Origin of the sequence: Vibrio sp. PID23_8 (genome assembly GCF_003584965.1) — a bacterium.
Lineage (GTDB): Bacteria > Pseudomonadota > Gammaproteobacteria > Enterobacterales > Vibrionaceae > Vibrio.
Genome location: NZ_LIXE01000005.1, coordinates 153,698 through 175,150, shown reverse-complemented (window position 1 = coordinate 175,150; position 21,453 = coordinate 153,698). Strand labels below are relative to the sequence as shown.

At 46.1% G+C, this 21,453-nt stretch carries 12 protein-coding genes and 1 pseudogene; 6 read left to right on the top strand and 7 right to left on the bottom strand.

The window, feature by feature from the left end:
- Positions 1-219: 219 nt before the first annotated feature.
- From AK966_RS11125 to AK966_RS11115, 3 genes are all read left to right on the top strand, one after another.
- Positions 220-840 (top strand): hypothetical protein, encoded by a 621-nt coding sequence (locus tag AK966_RS11125; RefSeq protein ID WP_119464153.1) that lies wholly within the window; start codon positions 220-222, stop codon positions 838-840.
- Positions 840-3,287, top strand: coding sequence for a hypothetical protein (locus AK966_RS11120; RefSeq protein WP_119464152.1), 2,448 nt, complete (start codon positions 840-842; stop codon positions 3,285-3,287). Before AK966_RS11125 ends, AK966_RS11120 begins: the two co-directional genes overlap by 1 nt.
- A 194-nt stretch (positions 3,288-3,481) precedes the next feature.
- Positions 3,482-5,305, top strand: coding sequence for a S8 family serine peptidase (locus AK966_RS11115; RefSeq protein WP_119464151.1), 1,824 nt, complete (start codon positions 3,482-3,484; stop codon positions 5,303-5,305).
- A gap of 421 nt (positions 5,306-5,726) precedes the next feature.
- Here the strand turns inward: AK966_RS11115 and AK966_RS11110 are convergent, their stop codons facing one another.
- The 6 genes from AK966_RS11110 to AK966_RS11085 all read right to left on the bottom strand — a co-directional run bounded on the left by AK966_RS11110 (position 5,727) and on the right by AK966_RS11085 (position 15,198).
- Positions 5,727-7,844 (bottom strand): type I secretion system permease/ATPase, encoded by a 2,118-nt coding sequence (locus tag AK966_RS11110; protein WP_119464150.1) that lies wholly within the window; start codon positions 7,842-7,844, stop codon positions 5,727-5,729.
- A 14-nt stretch (positions 7,845-7,858) separates the two neighbouring features.
- Complete coding sequence (locus tag AK966_RS11105; RefSeq protein ID WP_119464149.1) at positions 7,859-9,772, bottom strand: LapD/MoxY N-terminal periplasmic domain-containing protein; 1,914 nt, start codon at positions 9,770-9,772, stop codon at positions 7,859-7,861.
- A gap of 5 nt (positions 9,773-9,777) precedes the next feature.
- The gene (locus tag AK966_RS11100; protein WP_119464198.1) at positions 9,778-10,461 is read right to left on the bottom strand and encodes a transglutaminase-like cysteine peptidase; all 684 of its coding nucleotides are present in this window, start codon (positions 10,459-10,461) and stop codon (positions 9,778-9,780) included.
- Positions 10,462-10,569: 108 nt separating this feature from the next.
- Complete coding sequence (locus tag AK966_RS11095; protein WP_099078460.1) at positions 10,570-11,961, bottom strand: HlyD family type I secretion periplasmic adaptor subunit; 1,392 nt, start codon at positions 11,959-11,961, stop codon at positions 10,570-10,572.
- Positions 11,962-12,074: 113 nt separating this feature from the next.
- Complete coding sequence (locus tag AK966_RS11090; protein WP_119464148.1) at positions 12,075-13,301, bottom strand: sigma-54 dependent transcriptional regulator; 1,227 nt, start codon at positions 13,299-13,301, stop codon at positions 12,075-12,077.
- Entirely contained in the window at positions 13,294-15,198 is a 1,905-nt protein-coding gene (locus AK966_RS11085) for an ATP-binding protein (RefSeq protein WP_119464147.1), read from the bottom strand. The genes AK966_RS11090 and AK966_RS11085 overlap by 8 nt, the downstream gene beginning before the upstream one ends.
- 184 nt (positions 15,199-15,382) lie before the next feature.
- Between AK966_RS11085 and pdxH the strand changes: the two genes are divergently transcribed.
- Positions 15,383-16,018 (top strand): pyridoxamine 5'-phosphate oxidase, encoded by a 636-nt coding sequence (gene pdxH, locus AK966_RS11080; RefSeq protein ID WP_099078463.1) that lies wholly within the window; start codon positions 15,383-15,385, stop codon positions 16,016-16,018.
- A gap of 117 nt (positions 16,019-16,135) precedes the next feature.
- Here the strand turns inward: pdxH and AK966_RS11075 are convergent.
- A pseudogene (locus tag AK966_RS11075) lies at positions 16,136-16,330 on the bottom strand (PAS domain-containing protein); the annotation flags it as partial.
- Positions 16,331-17,099: 769 nt separating this feature from the next.
- Here AK966_RS11075 and AK966_RS11070 point away from each other — a divergent pair.
- Together AK966_RS11070 and putA are read left to right on the top strand one after the other, a co-directional pair.
- Positions 17,100-17,912 (top strand): AraC family transcriptional regulator, encoded by an 813-nt coding sequence (locus AK966_RS11070; protein ID WP_099078464.1) that lies wholly within the window; start codon positions 17,100-17,102, stop codon positions 17,910-17,912.
- Positions 17,913-18,310: 398 nt separating this feature from the next.
- The gene (gene putA, locus AK966_RS11065; protein WP_119464146.1) at positions 18,311-21,442 is read left to right on the top strand and encodes a bifunctional proline dehydrogenase/L-glutamate gamma-semialdehyde dehydrogenase PutA; all 3,132 of its coding nucleotides are present in this window, start codon (positions 18,311-18,313) and stop codon (positions 21,440-21,442) included.
- The last annotated feature ends 11 nt before the right edge of the window (positions 21,443-21,453 follow it).

The following is a 21,453-nucleotide window of genomic DNA, read 5'->3' as shown; positions in this document are numbered from 1 at the left end:
TCTTATCTCAGTGGTAGAACAAATCTATATATAGTCCAGTAAATATATTTTGTGTGGTTACTAATTAAAAATGTGATCTTTGCATTTATTTAGACAAGATATCCCATGAATTAAAACCAAAAATCAGGGATTCCCTGATATCACGATGAATAGCTATTCGTTATGTTGAGTTGTGGTAGTGCATCTACCTAATAATTAAAACATTAACAAGGATAGCTAATGAAATTTAAACCACAGATGCTAGCGCTGTTGTCAGTGCTCATGATGCTTGCTCCGATATCACAAGCAGCCAAACTTATCCCTCAAAACCTCAAGCAACTTATTTCTGAATCAGAGAGTATTTTATCAGGACAAATACAAACCGTATCTGATGGCATTTCTGAGCAAGGCATCCCTTATACCGAGGTGACCATTAAGGTCAGCTCCGCCGCGAAGGGGCCGCATGCAAAGGGATCAAACTACACATTTCGTCAGTTTGGCCTAACACAGCCTCGAAAACTTCCGAATGGCAAACAAATGTTAGCGGTATCCCCAGAGGGTTTCCCTCGCTGGAATCAGGACGAAGCGGTTATTGTATTTATGCATAAAGCCGCGAAGCACACAGGATTGCGCACCACGGCAGGTATGGCGCATGGCAAGTTCAATGTCCGCGGCAACAAGGTCGTTAATGAGTTTAATAACTACGGAATCTTTGAAAACCTCGAATTTGCCGATGGTGCTCTTTCTCCGTCAGAGCAAGCGATGTTGCAAAACCAAGGCGCTTATAACGCAGCAGACTTTATGGGGCTAGTTGGCAAAGCCGTATCAGAGCAATGGATCAGCAATGGGAAGATGAAATAATGAATATTAATAAATTAGCGATTGCAATCACCACCTTGCTTGCTGCAAACCATGTGATGGCCGCTGGCCCGTTACTGACAACCGATGATGGCGCTCCCACCCCTTACGTATGGGACACATCAAAAGGCTCAATTCCTGTCTATGTCGATGGAGGAGAAGCGTTTACCTATGACTATGATGGCAGTGTGTTTTTATCTATTGAACGCGCGAATGAAATTACCCAGTTTGCTTTTGACGAGTGGAACAAGGTAGAGACATCCACCTTTAGAGCTGACATTGTTGGGACGATCGAAAGCCAAACTGGTATCGCAGATGTGACTGGCGCTAATGCCGCGCAAATCTATACCAAACAGAATGGTTACGGCTTTTGGGTACTTTACGATACTGACGGCAGCATCTTAGAGAACTTCTTTGGCGTTCCAAAAACTGCGGTATTAGGTATCGCCTTCCCAGAAATTGCCGATGAGAACAATGTCATTATCGAAGCGACAGCGGTAATGAATGGTTGGAACGTCTTTGATGATGATACACAAGGTAATCAAGTGGCCGGCGTGTTTACTCACGAATTTGGCCACGCTATCAACCTCTCTCACTCGCAAACCAATGGCCATTTGGGCTACATGAGTCATCCGCTAAACCCACACTTCCCTGGCGTTGAAGGGTGTGAGGTGGCTCCTATTCATGCTCATGACGCACCCGATTGGTATGGTCCGGTGAACAATGCCGATCCGGATATTATCGAAACTATGTTTCCATTCATTAGCCACAATGGTGCGGGTGGCGTTAGCCAGAGCACCATCAATGTGTTGGATGACAAAGTCTCGATTTCTAACCTCTATCCAACCGCAGGTTATAAAGCCAACTACGGCTCAATTGAAGGGACGCTTCGTCTAAAAGATGGCTCTACTGAGTATAGTGGCGTCAACATTATTGCTCGCAATGTTGATGATCCATTATTTGATGCGGTGTCGGCTCAATCGGGCTATTTGACGCAAGGCAAAGTTGGCCCAGATGGTTACTTTAAAATTAACGGACTTACCCCAGGTCAGCGTTATGTGCTGTATACCGAAGAAATCACCCAAGGTGGTTACCCAACACAGCAAACACCAATCATTTCTGTTGCGGAATATTGGAACGAGGGCGAAGGAAGTAACCCAGTGTCAGATAACCCATGTGACGCGACTCCGATTGTAGCGCAAGCGGGAGAAACGAAGCAGGCAGATTTAACCTTCAATGGCTATACCGACGGTATCCATTTTAGGCCGATTGTGAACGCGCACCTTACTGATCTTGCGAAAAATGGTAAGTCCTCGATGGGCACCATCATGGGGGTTGGTTTTACGTGGGTTGAAAACAAAGGATTTGAACTATTACCGGACTATATCTCCGTCAATTCTGGTCAAATGAACCGCAATGGGACAAAGCTACTGGTTAACTCCGATCATGACAGAAATGGCATCAGTGAGCCGGCTATCTGGACTGATGCACACGGTCCAACACCTCTCGGTGACTTAACGGGTAACGCTTGTGGCGGCGGTGGCATGTTTGGAGCTCAATCGGCTTCTGCGTGGGGCATAGACGATGCAGGTAATACTGTTGTTGGCTTGGCGTATAAAGACGCGAATGGTAATGGGAGCTGTACGGAATACTCAAAAGGCGAGCTAGTCCCATTTGTCTGGACGCCTAACAAGGGCATGCGAGAGCTAGATACGCGCAATGTTGACTGGAATCGCTATAGCTGGGCTCGTGCACATGGTATTTCGGGTAACGGTGATGTAGCTGTAGGTTCGCTTGATGGCTGGGAAGCCATCGCTTGGGTTAATGAAGGGGAAATGATCAATCTTTATGACGAAATAGGCGCAATTTCGGCTAACGCAGTATCCCAAGATGGCAAACAGGTTGCATTGGCAACCGAGCAAGGTACCGTTCAACTGTGGGATCACACCAAGAAAGGTCACGCTGCCTTTACGGATATTGGTGGCCTGAAATGGTGTGAAGATGTGCCGTTTGGATTTTGGGGCAGCAATGCTTGTGAAGAGATGGGCGTCGATTGGGTTCACGATTGGGTTGGTGAATACGCACCGTTAACCCCATTTGATATGAGTGACAAAGGCGATGTGATTATTGGTCGTTCTGGCGATTTCTGGGCGGGCTTCACGGGCGCGATTTATATCAAAGGATTAGGTTGGATGACACTTGATGACTTCTACAGCAAGCAAGGTGTACTAGAAGCACAAAATGCTGCGATGGATAACCCTCTCTCGCTTAACGGCTCGGGATCAAAAATGGTTGGCGGTGTCGCTGGTGCCATGATTTCTTACCATGTTGATATGTCACAAGTTTATGTGTGTGAAAATGGCTCGTCAGTGAAAACAGGTTTCCCGAATGGATTGATTCAGAAAGTGAAATCCGGGGCGGAGTTTGGACGCTGTGAGCATCTGAACTAGCGGCTGCATTTTCATCTTCATTAAGGTGGTGGGTGTTAGCCCACCACACCTTTGCTCACGTCAATTTCAGAGGCGAGGGCATACGAAAAACGCATTGATTTTCTGGGAGTGGATGTTTCCAGAAGCACTTACCTAAGTGAGCCATCAAGATGGTTGAAGTGACAGACGGTAAGTAACCATATTTAGGGAAAATTATGAAACTGATCAATAAAACGCTGATTGCAGCAAGTATTTGCTTATCCTTTAATGCTTACGCGGCGGATGACCGTTATATCATTCAGGTCGACAGTGCAAATAAAGGTGTGGTTAAAAACTTAGCCAAAAAGCTAGGTGCGGACATCAACGTTGAAGGGGAGGCATTTTTCTCCGCCACGTTTGCGGGTAAAGACCTTGCCACGGTAAAAGGGCTACTGAACAACCCACACATCAAGCTGATTGAAGAAGATGCGAAACGTGAATTGTTTAGCTATAGCGATGATATTGGTGATGCGCGTGAAACACAAATCACCCCTTATGCTATTTATCAATCGCAGGCTCAAGCACTGACGCTGCAAGCTAATACAGGAATGAAAGTGTGTGTGATCGACTCCGGTTTGGATCGCTCCAATGCCGATTTTGAATGGCAGTACATTACGGGTGATGATGATGCTGGGACAGGCAGTTGGGATCAGCATGGCGGGCCTCATGGTACTCACGTAGCGGGAACCGTTGGTGCTGCCGATAACGGATTTGGTGTGATAGGTATGGCTCCTGGTGTACCGATGCATATCATCAAAGTGTTTAATGCCGAAGGTTGGGGATACTCTTCTGATCTCGCGTATGCGGCAGAAAAATGTCAAGCCGCAGGGGCAAATATCATCAATATGAGCTTGGGTGGTGGGCGTCCGAATAGTACAGAGGAGAACGCCTTCAAAGACTTTACCGCAGCAGGTGGCTTAGTTCTTGCCGCGGCGGGTAACTCTGGTAATGATGTTCGCAGTTATCCAGCGGGCTATGAATCGGTGATGATGGTGGGGGCGAATGATGCCAATGATGACATCGCGGTGTTCTCTCAATTTCCGCCTTGTACAACGGTTTACACCGGGAAACGAGGTAAAGACAAAGAGCAAATCATTGATAGCACGTGTGTTGAGGTGACCGCTGGTGGTGTGAATACCTTTTCAGCTTACCCTGCGGATATGGCCGTTACTTCCGTGCTGAATGCTGATGAGCAAACCGTCTCGTCCACTGGTCTAGATAATTCAAGCCAAGGTTACGTATCTGGTGATGTTCACTTTATGGGCATTGCGGACGCTATTGATAGCAATGCAGCCGGTAAAATCTGTCTTATTGATCGCGGTGTTATCTCCTTTAACGACAAAGTGATGAACTGTGAGGCTTCGGGCGGTATTGGTGCGGTTGTGGTCAATAACGTAGAGGGGATGCTTTATGGCACATTGGGTGAAGAGACAACCTCAACCATTCCTGCGGTAGGCACCGATTTGAAAGACAGAGATGTGTTGCATGCCGCGACTAACTTGAGTGTTGACATCAGTAACTCTGATTATGGTTTCATGAGCGGCACATCGATGGCAACGCCTGCGGTTTCTGGCCTTGCAGCGCTGCTATGGTCAAATCATGCTGAGTGTACCGGTAATGATATTCGTGATGCGCTTAAGCAAACTGCATTTGATGCGGGTGCCTCTGGTCGAGACGATTACTTTGGTTACGGCATCGTAAAAATTGCGGATGCACACCAGTACTTATTAACAAATGGGTGTAATGCAGCGCCAGTAGTTGATATTCAATTATCAACAGAGACCTACACGTCTAAGCGAGGTGAAAAGGTGGATTTGACATGGTCAGGCGCAACCACGAGCAAAGTGAATGTTTATCGTAACGGTGCTGTTATCTCAACAACCGGAAATGATGGTACGTTTACCGATACGTTGGGCGATGCCTATGGCATGTACACCTATCAAGTTTGTGAGCAATCGAGCAGTAACTGTTCAGATTTATCAAGCGTGTCATTTGATTAAAGAGTATCGTTAAACAGTAAAAAATCGAGCGCCCGTTTGTGGCGCTCGTTTTGTCTATGCCTTTTATGTGGCTGCTCACCACTTGCAACCGTCGCTTTCGTCTCAAACCTGTACATCAGTAAGACTATCCGATAAAAATATTTGCTGTTATCGAGTAAGCTATGGAATACAGGGCCAAAATGGATTGGCATAAACCTGAGATCAGAATCAAAAGTGGCTATGGTTAAGCTAAGTGGATGTTGTCAGGAGAATTTCATGGAAGAAGATGAAAAGGCAATTCTGGGGTTAGTGGCGATTGTCGGTGTGGTGTTGCTGTGGGTCTTTCTGGAAGAGTTCCGCTATTTTGGCTTACCTTTTACCCCGTAAAACACAGCGCTTTACGGGGCGTTAAATGAAACCTGGCTTGCTTGGTTAACCTTCTTTACTCGTTTACTGCTCGTACTTTGCCTTGCTTTAAGTCATACAAGACTTTTGCTTTCGGACCATCAGCAATGATGCTACCTTTTTCCATCACAATGACGCGATCGACAATGTCTAGCATCGAAGTCTTGTGCGTGATCAGTATCAGCGTTTCACTTGGCTTAAGGTACGCCAACTGGTGCTTAATATGCATTTCTGAGCGATTATCCATTGCGCTGGTTGGCTCATCCATTAATAAGATTGGGGGGCGACCGAGGAATGCTCGCGCAATATTGACGGCTTGACGCTGGCCACCAGATAACATCGCACCGCCTTCGCCTACTTGGCGCTCGAGTCCGGCTGGGTCCGATTGTGTAAACGTTGTCACACCTGCGCGGTTGGCGGCATCAAGCACATCACGGTCGTCAGTTAACGGTCGGCCTAAAGTAATGTTATCTCGAATCGAGCCAAAGAACAGGTTCGAATCTTGCGATACACAGCCGATATTGCGGCGAATGTCCACATGATGGAGCTGTTCTATGTCGGTGTCATCAATACGAACATGCCCTTCTGTTGGCTTATATAGGCCCATAATCAAGCGCTCAAGGGTGGTTTTACCTGAGCCGATACGGCCAATGATCGCCACTTTCTCTCCCGGGTTGATGGTCAGACTCAAATTACGAATAGAAGCAATGGGTGCTCCTGGGTAGTGAAAGGTGACGCGGTCAATGTCAATCTTACCTTGCACGATAGGACGATGAATGTAGCGTTTACCTTCTTCTTGTTCGTCAGGCATTTCCATCACTTGGTTAATGATAGTCATGGATGACTTTGCTTGGTTGTAGCGAGTAGAAAGTAATGAAAGTTGCACGAGAGGCCCAATCGCGCGACCGCTTAACATGGTTGCAGCAATAAGGCCGCCCATGGTTAGGTTGCCCTCGGCTATTAAGTAAACACCGAGAATGATCATTCCAACATTACTACTTTGTTGCACGAAACCTGCTGCGTTTTGAATACTATCGGTGATTCGACGGCTTTTGATGTTCCAGTTCGCCATGTGCGCGACGGCCTCTTCCCAACGGTATTGGAATTGACTTTGTGCACTGAGCATTTTCACGGTTTCTAATCCTGCTAAGCTCTCAATCAAGTTGGCGTATTTCTGTGAAGCAAGACGAGAACCTTCTTCAATTGAACGACGCAGTGGCCCTTGAATCAAGAGTGAGTGAATCACCAGTATCACGACACCAATCATTGGCACATACACCAAATCGCCCGCCATCAACCAAATGATGACTAAGAACAGAATGGCAAATGGAAGATCGATAAGCGCACTCACGGTTGCGGAGGTGAAGAACTCCCGGATGGATTCAAACTCTTGTAGATGACGAGCAAACGCACCGACAGAAGGGGGTTTGGACTCCATCCGAATGCCCATCACTTTGCTAAATAGCTTAGAGGAAATCAGAATATCGGACTTTTTACCCGCTACATCGATGAAATAGTTTCGTAGTGACTTGAGTAAGAAGTCAAACAAGAAGACCAAGAAGATGCCGCTTGCCAGCACCCACAAGGTCTCAAACGCGAGGTTTGGTACCACTTTGTCATACACCAAGCGAGTGAACATTGGTGCCGCAATAGCGAAGATGTTGATGAGCAGGGAAGCGATGAGCACATCGCGATAAATGCGTTTTGATTGCCACAAGGTTGACCAGAACCAGTGACCTTCATTCGTTTTGAGCACTTCAGGAGAGCGCTCGTCATAACGGAATTGCTTTTTAACTAAAAAATAGCGACCAGTGTACAGCTCAAGTAGGTCTTCTAATGGAATGGATATCGGAACCATTCCGCTCTCAAGGGGGGTGACTTCGGCTTCTTGCTTCTCTAGATCGATACTGTTGAGAACACAAGAGTCACCCCCTTTAAGAAGTAAGATAGCCGGTAGGATTAAGCTGGAGATATTCGCCAGCTCGGCACGGTTCTCCTTGGCAACCAATCCGGCCCTTTCCGCCGCTCTTGGTAGCAGGAAGGGGGTTAGTTTGCCCTCAGAGAGCGGAAGCCCATGAATAAGCGCTTCTGGAGAGTTGGCTAATCCGAAATAACGGCTAACGTAAATGAGCGAGTTCAGTAAAGGGTCTTTCATCCTTGGTAAACCTTTTAATCCTTATCAACGATGAAACCTTGGAATACCTCAACAAAGTGTTCGGTGAGGAAGTCCAACTGAATTTGTGTCTCAACACGCGATGCAATGGTCGTGATGCCCAAGTTGTGAGCAGTACGAGAGATCGAGGTTAAGGTGAATTTCTGTTTTTCGTCGTGCAGATTGTGGGTGAATAGGTAGTCCAGTTTGACGTAATTCGGACGGAACTCCTGAATGTACTCAAGCGACTGGAAGTTACGGCCATAGTTGTCGACACCAAACTCTGCCCCCGATTGACGAAGGGCATTACATAGTAGCGCCGTGTGGTGAGGATGCTCAATGTAACACTCTTCTGGGATTTCAAAGTGGAGCATTGGTGCCACTTTCGCATGTTTATAGAGCGTGCTAGTAACCCAGCGGATAAAGGATGGTTGAGATAAACTACTTTGTGCGATATTGAGCGCAACGGGTTCGGTCAGTTCACCACTTTCCAGCATGTTAATCATCGATTCAATCACGTATTGATCGAAGATATCGGTCGCTTCAAGTTGCTCTAGAGCAAACAGGTATTGGTTGGCACGATAGGACTCACCATTTTTCTCAATACTAGAGAACACTTCTTTATGGAATACTTTGCCCCAGGTGTTCTTTGCTGACTGAAAGCGGAACTTAATCCAACCGCTGTGGATTGCCTCTTCCACCAGTGCTTTCCATTGCTGTTTTCCCATCAAGCTCGATGGGCTATCGCTGCCAATAAAACCGTACGCTTTGTCTGGCTGTGCTTTTGCTTTGGAGAGCGCATTATCCACAAGAGAGAGCACTTCTGAACGTGACTTCAGGTCTTTACTGTGTGCCACCCCCAGAGCGACTTTAGGTTTTGCCAAGCCCGTTGGATCAGTATTGAGACCATTGACACAGTTGATGATGGTGTCGGCGATAATTCTTAGTTCGCTCTCGTCCATGTGTGGGAAAAGCAAACCAAATTCGTCGCTAGATAGACGAGCGATGGTGACTCCAGGTACATCGATGGTGTTTTTCAGACGTTGAGATAGCTCTTTCACGTGGGCATCAGCGCGTTGGTAGTCTTTCGTCTCGTAGATGTCACCAATATATTCTGCATGGAGTAGCGCGATACCCCCCTGAGTTTGTTCTGCTAACCATTGATCAACTTGGGTGATGTAGAAAGAACGATTACCAAGACTAGAGATAGGATCTAGGTACGCTTGTGCTCGCAATCGCTGCGCTTCTTTGGCCTGCTCTTTAAACGACAACTCAATTTGTGCAGACATCATGTTGATGCCATCGACGACTGCGATCAAATCTTTGGTTTTTGGACGAGTGAGTGGGTCGCCAAACTGGTTGTTGGCAATCTCATGCATTTTTTTCACGATCGCCGCTAACGGTTTGAGCGAACGACGCAGGATGTAGGAGATAGAGATTAAACCCGCTACGAAGATGATACCAAAGGCGGTCAGCAAGCGAATAAAGCCTTTCCATAGCTGTTCGTATGCAGCGCCTGGATGGCTAATGATCTCAACTTCTGCAAGTTGCATCCAACCGCTGGTGACCACTCGCTTATCGTGGATAGGCTTAAAGAGGTTAAGGTTGATAAACCATTGCGGCACCGTGCTTGGTTTGACTGGGTAAGAGCGCACAACTTGGTAGTCAGAATCAAGTGCAGTCAGGCGAACCACAGAATAGGTACTGCCGTCGAACAGTGCATTAATGACCGACTCAACCGCTACCTTGTCTTTGTCTTTTAGATAAGGAGCTAGTGCTAAACCCACGGTATTAATGGTGTTGTTGACCTCTGAACGTTGCTGTTGCTCCAAGCTGTCCCGAGTAGTATTGAATTCGATTACGAATACTGATGCCATCAAGAGTATAAAGACCGTAACCATTCCCACTACAAGCTTTTTATATAGGGTCATGTTTTTCACTCGTCATAGTTAATTATAGGTTTATTTAACTGCAACTTACGTTCGCGCGAGCGTAAGTCATTCCAAAGGCTCAAACGTGATGATTCTCCTGCTAGTTCTCCCGTACTAGCTGCAGATTTCATTAACCACAGGTCTTTACCGTTAAAACTGTATATCGGTAGCAAATTGCTACGCTTGGAGGCTCGAACTATCTTTGGATTGAGGTTATCAAGGATGAGCGGCTCTGAGCTGGCTGTTGGGTAGTAGGCTAACACCATATGAAACTGATTAAGTTCAATGGCCTTAACGTAGACTAAACGCATCTTTGAATCAGGGATGCCTAGCTCTAACAACGAGAAGTACTTTGCAATGGTAAAATCTTCACAGTCGCCCGCATTGCTGCCCAAAAATTCAAGGGGGGTTGCCCAATAGTCATTTTTCCCCCACAGTTTAATATCGTCAACGAAATACAGTTGATTGAAAAAGTCGTTGACGGCATTTAGCTTCTCCCGTGGTTCAAGTGCTTGGTAGACATCGAGGTTGCTGCGCCATGTTTTGACGCGCATCCCCGCTCGTTCTCCATAAATAGAGGTGACCGTATCCACCCAACTCTGCTCTTTGCTGTTTAGCGCTCCAATTTGAAACGAGAAACAACTTAGACAGGCTATCAATGTTACTTTACGCTTCAAATTAGGGGGCATACTCGACTCGTAACACAACTGTTCTCTTCCATTAGATTCGTCTATGAGAAATAATCGCTTTTTTGTTAAGCCGCTACCTATAATGCAGTGAGAGAGCATTGATACTACTCACTCTTTTAGTGCATTGGTTTTTGCGTTTAAAATTGGTTTAAGCAGGTACTCTAAAACGGTTCGCTTGCCAGTGATAATGTCGACCGAAGCGGTCATTCCTGGAATGATAGGCAAATCTTCGTTTTGACCGAAATTCGTCTTATCTGTTCGTACCCGGACAATATAAAAGCTGTTACCTTCTTCATCTTGTGTCGTATCGGCACTGATGTGTTCCAACTCGCCTGCTAAGCTGCCATATTTAGTAAAGTCATAGGCGGTTAATTTTACTATCGCATGTAAGTCAGGGCGTAGAAAGGCGATGTCTTTCGGCGCGATTTTGGCTTCAATTAATAAGGTATCTTCTGTTGGCACGATCTCAACGATATCCATGCCAGGTTGGATCACGCCACCAACAGTATTGACGTTTAAGGTATTAATTTTACCCGTTACTGGCGAGACTACAACGGTTCGATTTACTCTGTCTGCTAAGCCCACGGCAGATTCTACTAGCGCAGACAACTGGTCTTGGGTGTGATTGAGTTTCTCTTGTTGCTCTGAGCGGAACTTGAGCGCCACATCAATGCGATTAAGCATCGACTCTTTGATCGACGATCTGATCATGGGTACTTTGAGTTCACTAGATGTCATTTCGCGACGCGTATCGTTCACTTGACGCTGTAACTTCAGCAATTCGATGCGTGGCACGACGCCTTCATCCGCAAGTGGCTTCGTGATATCGAGTTCTTTTTTTGCAAACTGGTAACTTTGACGCAGGTTGTTTACTCGAGCTTGAATTTCAACCAAGTCTTGTTGTTTCTGTTTTACTTGCTGATCAATGACGGACAACTGGTTTCTTAGGTTGTCTAAGTCTTGGCGGTATTCGGCTTTTTGACGGTGAGTCAGTTTCGGTTGGGTTTCTTCCAACATCGGTGGAAAAATGAGCTTGCCGTAGTCAATAATGACGCTGTCTTCCCAGTCTGCTACTTCAAAGTCACGGTTAACCCTCACACTAGTGATGGAAGCTGAAAGTTGTAACACGGAAGCGGTCAAGTTGGCGACTTGCTGCTCGCGCTCGCGAAAGTCAGAGCGGAATCGTGTATCATCAATGAGTAGTAGCTGTTGGCCTTTTTCAACGAGTTGGCCCTCTTTGACCAAAATTTCTTTAACCAAGCCTCCTTCTAGGTTTTGCACGACTTGGATTTGTGAAGAAGGGATCACTTTGCCTTTGCCGACAGTGACTTGATCGATTTGCGCCCAAGATGCCCAGCCAATTGCCGCAACAAAAAATAGCACCATAACCCAAAGCATCACGCGAGCGCTGTTTGGGGTGTTGAGGAGTAAAGCGGCGGTTTTGTCATCGACAAAATCCAGCTCCTCTTCACTGAGTTTGTTGTAATTGTCTCGGCTCATCACGTTCCTTGGATTACAAATACGAATTATCTTCTTGATCTTATTATTATTAACTGTGTATGTCAGCATGTATTTGTTAATAAAAGTGTGTGGAAAACTTGCGGATTGCGCGGCTAGAACATTTTGAACTCTGACTTATCCAATTGATGCTTTTTTAGTTTGTCGTATAAGGTTTTTCGAGATATTTGTAGCTCGAGCTGCACCTCTTTAAGCCTCCCTCCATGTCGCTGCAGGGCATCAAACAATAGGCAATACTCAAAGTGCTCCGTGCGTTGAGCCATGCTTTGAATTTCAATACTCTTTTCACTGTTCCATTCTTCGATGCGAAAGGTATCTGGCTTGAGTGCGCGTAACTCGGCAAACTGGCGTAATTGTTTAATATTCTCAGGCCAGTTAAGCTCAGTGAGCTGGGCGATCTCTTCGGCTGTTATGTGCGGTGGCTGTAATTGATATCGGCTAGCGGCATGGCGGACGAAGTGCTTATATAGCGGGCCAATGTCTTCTTTTCTTTGGTCTAAACTCGGTAAATATATCAAAGTGGCCAGTGTCTCCATATCTGCACTGACGTTGGTGGCTGCACCAAACACGCGTTGCAATCTAGGGTCGTTAAATAGGCATTGCCACTGTTCCATTGAAATATTTTCCGCATTGTGTAGGTATAAACTGCAATGGTCTTTTCCTTCGGTGAGCAGATGAAGGGCGCTATCGAAGGCATCAGATGATAAGCCGCATAAGTCGTCTCCTGATGCGGCGATCAATTCGCTATCAGCTAAAGCGTGTATGTCATGTGAAAACTGGGCGGCTAGCCTTCGACCTGTACCATTTTGTCCAACAAAGATAAGCGGTTGATGAGGAGCTGTGCTGATCAAGGTGCGACGGATGTTGACCATGGCTTGACTGTGGCCAATCATCTTGGGGCCAACATGGGTCTGCATGTCGAGCTCCTTTTTCAACCATACGTTTTCACGCAATAGGGTAAGCTTGTCGCTTGCGTTGTTGAGAGACTTTAATAGTTGCTCGGTAGAAAAAGGTTTTTCTAAAAAGTCGTACGCACCACTTTTCATCGCTTTTACCGCTGTTTTCACATCACCATGACCGGTCAATACGATGAATTGAAACTGGTGGTTTTTACCGAGCAACGCATCCATAAACTCCAAACCGTCCATTACAGGCATATGGATATCGGTAATGATGATGCTGGGAGAGTGCGGATCTATTACACGTAGCGCTTCAACTGCATTGGGGAAGGTGTTGACATCAATTCCCTCAATAAGCAGAGCTTGAGTGACCGCATCGCGGATATGCGGATCGTCATCCACAAAGAAAACCGGGTCACGCATGCGCACCTTCCTTTTGTTTATTCTGCTGTTGCTTATTAAAAGCGTTTACGATTGGCACCGAGATGACAAAAGTCATACCGGCAATGCGTTGTGCGTTGCTATCAAAATGATGATGGACACTCAGTGAGCCTTGATAACTTTCTAGAATACGTTTTGATATCGTCAAACCGAGTCCAAGCCCCTCAGGCTTGGTGGTAAAGAATGGATCGAATACTTTTTCCAACGCCTGTTCTGACATGCCAGGCCCATTATCAGAAACTAAGATGTCACAATGTAATTGATGATGTTGAATGGCAATGGAGATCTGTGGATCGATACCATGTCCTTCCATTGCTTGAGCTGCATTATGAAAAAGGTTAATCAGCACTTGTTCTAACTCGACATGGTGAATCGCTAACTGTAAGTCGTGTGCAATGCTAGGCACTTTGAGTGTCACGCCTTGCTTGATCAGTTTATTGCTCAGAATGCTGGTGGCGTTGTGCACGGCATCATGCAGTATCGAAATTTCGTTCTGCGGACCATTATCGGCTTTGCGAGTGAAAATTTTGAGCCGTGCGATGACTTCAGCAATGGTGTCATTGAGGGTAAGCATCTTGTCTAAATTGCTCTCAACCATTTGGTAGCGCTCCATGGTCATCAAGCGTTGTGAATTTTCCGTATAGGTTTTTAGTGCGGCGAGCGGTTGGTTGATTTCATGATTGATGCTAGCGGAGAGCTCACCTAATAGCGCTAGTTTCGCTGCTTGAGTCAGTTCTTGTTGGGTCTGTTTGAGTTCTTGTTGGCTTTGTTCATATTGACGTACGGTTTGTTGTAGTTTGCGATTGGCGTCGCTAAGCACTAAGGTTCGTTGTGTCACTTTTTCTTCTAAGCTGATGTTCATTTGAGCTAAATGTGCTTTGTTGATCATCATTTGTCCCCATGCTAGAGCAATTAATGCCAGCAGTGCGAACAAAATGAGAAAGATCACATCTGCTTGCAAAACGGCGTTTAAAACTTGCTGCTGGCTAACGAGTGCGATAACACGAAAACGCTTATCAAACAGTGGCGTCACGTAAGCGAAGTAGTCAGGTGACCTCAACAGCTGATTGTCGGTGAATTCAGTGTCACCACTTTGCGCCGTTAAGTCACCACGATACAGCGGTAATGTGTCGCCGTATTGACGAGTTTGATTTAGCTCCGTGCGAGCTGACTCCGATAGTGGGAAGAGGGCTCTATAACGCCAATTGGGTAAATTTGTCATAAAGACGACATCGTGCACGCCCGTAACCAGCACGCCTCCCTCATGCTGAATAAGACGTTGCTCGAGCTGTTCTAAATTGACCTTTATGGTAATAACACCTGCTACTTGATTATTGATCCAAAGTGGCGAGGAGGAGAAGTAGCCTCGCTTATTAGAGCGTAAACCAAGCGCCACATACTGCGCTTTTTCACCTTTGAGTGCATTTTGGAAGTAAGGACGAAAACTAAAATTGGCGCCGATAAAGCTGTCAGCTTGTTGATAGTTACTTGAAGCAATGACTAACCCGGTACGGTCGTGAACGTAAATCGTATCGGCCAAGCTTTGTTTCAACCAATCAGACAGCAATAGGTTGAGGCCTCGAGATGGCTGGCCTAATTCAACCGCTGTTAATAAGCGAGGATCGTGGCTAAGAAGACTGGGGATCTGCTCAAATTTTGCTAACTCGTAACTAATTTCTTGCGCGGTTTGAGAGGCTTGTTTTTCGAGTTTATTTTGCCATTGTTCATATTGGTATTGAGTTGCGTATTGATGAGTCAGAACAAGGCCGATCGTTCCAATGGTAAGCAATAACGGTAAAAAAAAATAGCGTAGGTTTTTTGGGTGGGATAAATTCACGTTCGGCTCACTTGTTTTTAACGTTATGTTATCAAAAGGTATTTAGCGATGCTGTGAGCCGCAGCGAGAATGAGAGATAACATTTGTTGAATTCGCTTGATGAGTGATGCGATGGAGCGTGAGATTGACGATTGCGTGGCTTAAGAACGGAGTCGGGGCGGTTTGCTGTCCTTGAATTTCATCATCATCAAGCGCACAATCAACAAAAACGAGTCAAGGAGTGAAGATGGAACTTGCTGATATTCGTCGTGAGTACACAAAAGGTGGCCTGCGTCGGAAAGATTTAAAAGCAGATCCGATTGATCAATTTAACCTGTGGTTATCGCAAGCGGTAGAAGCTGGATTGACCGATCCAACCGCAATGACGGTCGCAACCGTGGATGCGAACGGCATGCCGTATCAACGCATTGTTCTGCTGAAAAACGTCGATAAAGATGGCTTTGTGTTCTATACCAATTTAGGCAGCCGTAAAGCGCAGCAGCTTGAGCACAATAGCCGTATCAGCTTGCATTTCCCTTGGCACCCACTTGAGCGTCAGGTTCACATTACGGGTGTTGCAGAAAAGCTGACTGCGATGGAGAATATGAAGTACTTCACTTCTCGCCCGAAAGATAGCCAATTAGCAGCGATTGCCAGTAAGCAAAGTAGCCGCATTTCTGCTCGTGGGGTACTGGAAGGTAAGTTTTTAGAGTTAAAACAGAAATTTGCTAAAGGTGAAATCCCAGTCCCCACCTTCTGGGGTGGTTTTCGCGTTAAACCGCAAAGCATCGAGTTTTGGCAAGGCGGTGAGCATCGTTTACATGATCGCTTTTTATTCGAGCACCATGAAGGCCGATGGGACATCGAGCGTCTTGCGCCATAAGTTTTGCGATTTAACTAGATAGATAAACACCGCTCATTTTGGCGGTGTTTTTGTTTGTGGATTGAGTGACGGTATTGGAGTCTATCTATCACCATTGATCACGATCGACAGTTGATATTGCGCACATTCAATGATCGGGCTGGCCATTTCAAAGTCGGTTTTACCAATACAGGCTTCAGGCGAAACGTGCCCTATCAATTCTGCATATTCTTGATTCACATAGCGGAATACTGAATCTTTATCCTTGCATCCCCAACACCCCGGTAGTTGCCGAAGAAGCGGCTGTTATATGGTATTGATTGGAATATTCACCAGAGGACTCACTTTGACCTTATCGCCAGTGTTATTGCTGGTCTTTGTGCTCACGTCATTGACTATTCATGGTTCGACACACCTCCATGCCTTGATCATGCTTTCGATCGTCAAACCAGGCTAAGCCGAGTGGAGAGAAATATGCTCAAAAAAACTCAGCGTGATGACTAACATCAGATTACAGTGAGGTATGCCATATGGTATCAGGTTATGCTTTTGTTTTTATTTGAATAAGATAAAAAAGCCCACCTGATACGGGCTGGCAACACATGATAATCTTGTCGACGTGTAGAAGCGGTTCTAAATTACCAGGCGAGGGTCTGTCAAGTAAGTTCGGGGTATCAATTAGATACCGTGAGCTTAGGCTTGTATGCAGCCTAGAGCTTCAGTTCTAATGTATTGAATCTGGGGCATATTAGTAAGGGGGAAATGCCTCTATGCCCCTGTTTTAGTGATTTTTGTGTGCTTTAGAGCGTAATTTTTATCTTGGCTCTTACATTGGTGTGCATTTTAACGGTAAAGATCTTTGATAAGTGTTTATCTCATCTTCGGTCATTTTTGCTATCTGGCGGTTTTTGTTAAGAAAATTGATTGCACATTGACCGTAGGTTATATTCACATGATCATTGTTCCGGAACGATGATCATGCAGGGCGCTATGATCACATTGATTTGATCTTGGATGATTGGTCTAGGGAAGATTTGCAAGCTAGCAGAGAAGGTATATGATGCCAATGTGTAAGCCGACCGTGTAAAGACGACTGTTCGAAATGAGTGATTCAGATAACCCGAAAGCCCCGAGATATAAAGAGATCATGTTGCCAAAACCAGCAGAATTGATCACACTTCCGTCTTATATGGATTGCCATGATCATGCTTACACGCAGATCGTGATCGGTTTGAAAGGTCAAGCGGAATTTGAAGTGCGTGGACAAGGCAATTTGGTTGGCCCTGGTCAAGGTTGTATCGTAACGGCGTGCTCTGATCATGCTTTCGGAGGGGTGATTCATCAGTCAGATATTTTGGTGCTTAACATGCCAAAACCGACTAACGATGATCCAGAAATGCTTCAGAAAATCAATAATCTAGAGCGGTCTCATCTTTATTTCCAACTGGATGGCCAAATTCAAAAGCTGATTCAGATGTTGGTGCAAGAGATGCGCAATCATCCTAATGATTTGTTACTCAGTCGTGCGTGCAACGACACTGTGATTGCTCTGATGCAGCGTCATATCTCGGCATTTGAAACCTCGAAAAAAGAATCCCGTTTTGATTTGGATGCCATCGATCGTTACATCGAGCTGCATCTGAGCCATAAAATTAGTGTCGCTCAATTAGCCGGCAGCGTGTTCTTGGGTGAGAGTCAATTCCACAACCTTTTCAAAGAGCAAATGGGTATTACGCCGCATCAGTATGTTCTAGGCAAACGTATTGACATGGCGCGTGACTTGATTGAGCAAGGCCACTTAACGCTAGGGCAGATCGCCGAGTTTACGGGCTTTTCTAGCCAAAGTACGTTTACTCATACCTTCACTCGTTTACAAGGCTTATCACCGTCTCAGTATAAGAAACAAATTGGGTAATATTGCTCAATCTATAGCTTATTTAATGACAGCTGCGCATCTGCCGCGGTTTGTTGTACCTGAATTTTGTTCGGAAAAGTCGAATTTTTTGAGTCATTTTCAGCAAACTTGTTGTGTTTTTATCCATTTCTTGCCAAAGCGCAATCTAAATCGTTCTTATTCAAACAAAGTCTGGCGAAAATTAACCCGAGTTTGTTGTAAATAACGCGTAAAAATGAACTTTTACAACACAATATATTATCTATTTATGTGTGACTATGTAGATGTTTTGTTATAAAAGCGAGTATTTAGCAAAAAACTCGGAGTTTTTGACAAGTATTCTTTATGCCCTCAAAATACACTGCCAGCCATTGATGAGCCTCGAAGCGGTTTTCGAGGAGAGAGATTGAGGAAAACGCATGTTTACAGCAACGAACGTGTTAGCACCGGAATTTATCGAGCAGTCGCTTGATAACTTGTGGTCACTGATCTCGCCATTGTATATGGTGGACGAGTCTCAATGGCTAGAGCAACTATTGCCACTAGCAACGCCGACAGCGGAAGAAAAATCGGCAATCACGACCCAAACAACCCAACTTATTGAAGCCATTCGGGCCGATAAGAAATCAATCCAAATGATTGATGCATTGCTGCTGGAGTACAGTTTAGATACCCAAGAAGGTATCTTGCTGATGTGTCTTGCAGAAGCGTTGATGCGTATTCCAGATTCAGCAACGGCTGATGCACTGATTAAAGACAAGTTAAGCGTGGCTGATTGGAAATCTCACCTTAAGAGTTCTGATTCGGTGTTCGTTAACGCATCAACTTGGGGCCTAATGCTCACGGGTAAAGTGATTGGCCTTGGTGAGCAAGAAACCCAGAGCCCAGGTCAGGCTGTAAACCGTCTGGTGAACAAATTCTCAGAACCGGTGATTCGTAAAGCCATGTATCAGGCAATGAAGATCATGGGTCATCAGTTTGTACGTGGTCGTACGATTGAAGAAGCGCAAAAGAATGGCCGTCCAATGCGCGACAAAGGTTTCACTTATTCATTTGATATGTTGGGTGAAGCAGCGCTAACTACGGCAGATGCAAGCAAGTACTTCAAAGATTATCTAATGGCGATCGAAGCTGTTGGTCGTGAAACGTATGGCAGTGACACGAGTCCTGCGCCTTCTGTCTCTATCAAGCTGTCTGCACTTCATCCACGTTACGAAGTGGCGAATGAAGAGCGCGTGATGACTGAGCTTTACGACACGCTAACGCAACTGCTCAAGCGTGCGATTGAAGTGGACGTTGCTATCACGATTGACGCAGAAGAAGCTGATCGCCTAGAGCTGTCATTAAAACTGTTTGAAAAGCTATACCGCAGTGACCTAGTGAAAGGTTGGGGCAAGTTTGGGTTGGTGGTACAAGCCTACTCAAAACGCGCACTACCGGTCCTGGTGTGGTTGAACGGTCTAGCGAAAGAGCAGGGCGATCTTATCCCACTACGTCTAGTAAAAGGCGCGTACTGGGACAGCGAAATTAAATGGTCGCAGCAAGCGGGTTACACCAACTACCCAGTTTACACTCGTAAAGAAGCCACTGATGTCTCTTATCTCGCGTGTGCACGTTTCCTACTAAGTGAAGGCGTGCGTGGCAATATCTTCCCGCAGTTTGCGAGTCACAACGCACACACCGTGACTGCGATTGCCGTGATGGCCGCGCACAAAGATTACGAATTCCAACGTCTGCATGGTATGGGTGATTCGCTTTATAATCATGTGATGGACACTTACGGTCAGCCTGTGCGTATTTACGCGCCAGTTGGTAGCCATGCGGACCTGCTGCCTTACTTGGTTCGTCGCTTGCTAGAAAACGGCGCGAACAGCTCGTTTGTGCATCGTTTGGTGGATGCGCGTTGCCCGATTTCAGAGCTGACGCAGCATCCAGTGGATATGCTAACCAGCTTCGACAAGCTGAATAACGGTCAAATTCCATTGCCAACGGATATCTTCCCAGAGCGTAAAAACTCATACGGTGTGAACGTTGATATCGACAGCGAAGCGAACCCATTTGAAGCGCAAGTTGAAAGCTTCCTAACTCAGCAATGGATGGCGGGTCCGATCATCAATGGCGAGAAGCATGCCGAAAGCATGATCAAGGAAAGTTCAGCAGAGATCATTACCGCACCTTACGATCGTCGTATCGAAGTGGGTCAGGTGGCTTTCGCAAACCTTGATCATGTTTCCGCTGCGATCGAAGCCGCTGATGCTGCATTTCCTGATTGGAAAGGTACGGTGATTGAACAAAAAGCCGCATGTTTAGACAAGCTTGCGGATCTGATGGAAGAAAACCTCGCGGAGCTGGTGGCGATTTGTCATCAAGAAGCAGGTAAGACGATTCACGATAGCATTGATGAAGTGCGTGAAGCGGTCGATTTCTGTCGTTACTACGCCAAACAAGCGCAAAACCTTCAACCATTCGAGTTGGAAGGCTTTGATGGCGTGAAGCGCATTTCTAGCCGCGAAGGTTTAGGCGTATTCGTTTGTATCAGTCCATGGAACTTCCCTCTGGCGATTTTCCTTGGTCAAGTGACAGCGGCACTTGTCGCAGGTAACACGGTTGTGGCCAAGCCAGCTGAGCAAACCAGCTTAATTGCCGCTCGTGCGATTGAATTGATGCTAGAAGCAGGTTTCCCTGCGGGTGTGATTCAGCTATTGCCGGGTCGTGGTGGTGAAATTGGTCATGCACTTACATCTCACGATGCTATCGCAGGTGTGGCATTTACTGGTTCGACAGCAACGGCGCAGCGCATCAACGTGACGCTTGCCGAACGCAGCGCGAAGCCAGTGCCGTTTATCGCTGAAACTGGCGGTCAAAACGCTATGATTGTTGATAGTACTGCACTGCCAGAGCAGGTTGTGCGTGACGTGATTCGTTCTGCTTTCGCTTCTGCAGGTCAACGTTGTTCTGCTCTGCGAGTGCTGTTTGTTCAAGAAGACGTAGCGGATCGCATCATCAACCTGATCCAAGGTGCGATGAATGAACTGCATGTTGGTATCCCTTATCTACATAAAACCGATGTGGGTCCGGTTATCGACAGCAATGCAAAAAACAAACTCCTTGCTCACCTTGAACACATGACGAACACGCAAACCAAAGTTGCGCAGCTTCAATTGGATGAAGCTTGTCAGCACGGTGATTTTGTATCGCCAAGCGCGTTCGAAATCTCGGGCATTGATGTTCTGAAAGAAGAGCAATTCGGTCCTATCTTGCACATTGTTCGCTTTAAAGCATCTGAGTTGCCAAACGTGGTTGAGCAAATCAACCAAACGGGTTTTGGTCTCACAATGGGCATCCACAGCCGTAACGAAACCACTTACCGTTGGATTGAAAAACACGCTCGTGTAGGCAACTGCTACATCAACCGTGATCAGGTTGGTGCTGTCGTGGGCGTTCAGCCATTTGGTGGTCAAGGCTTGTCTGGTACGGGTCCGAAGGCGGGTGGTCCTCACTACCTATACCGCTTCACTCTACAACATCTTGTTCAAGCAGAGCAGGCATAAGGAGTCGCATT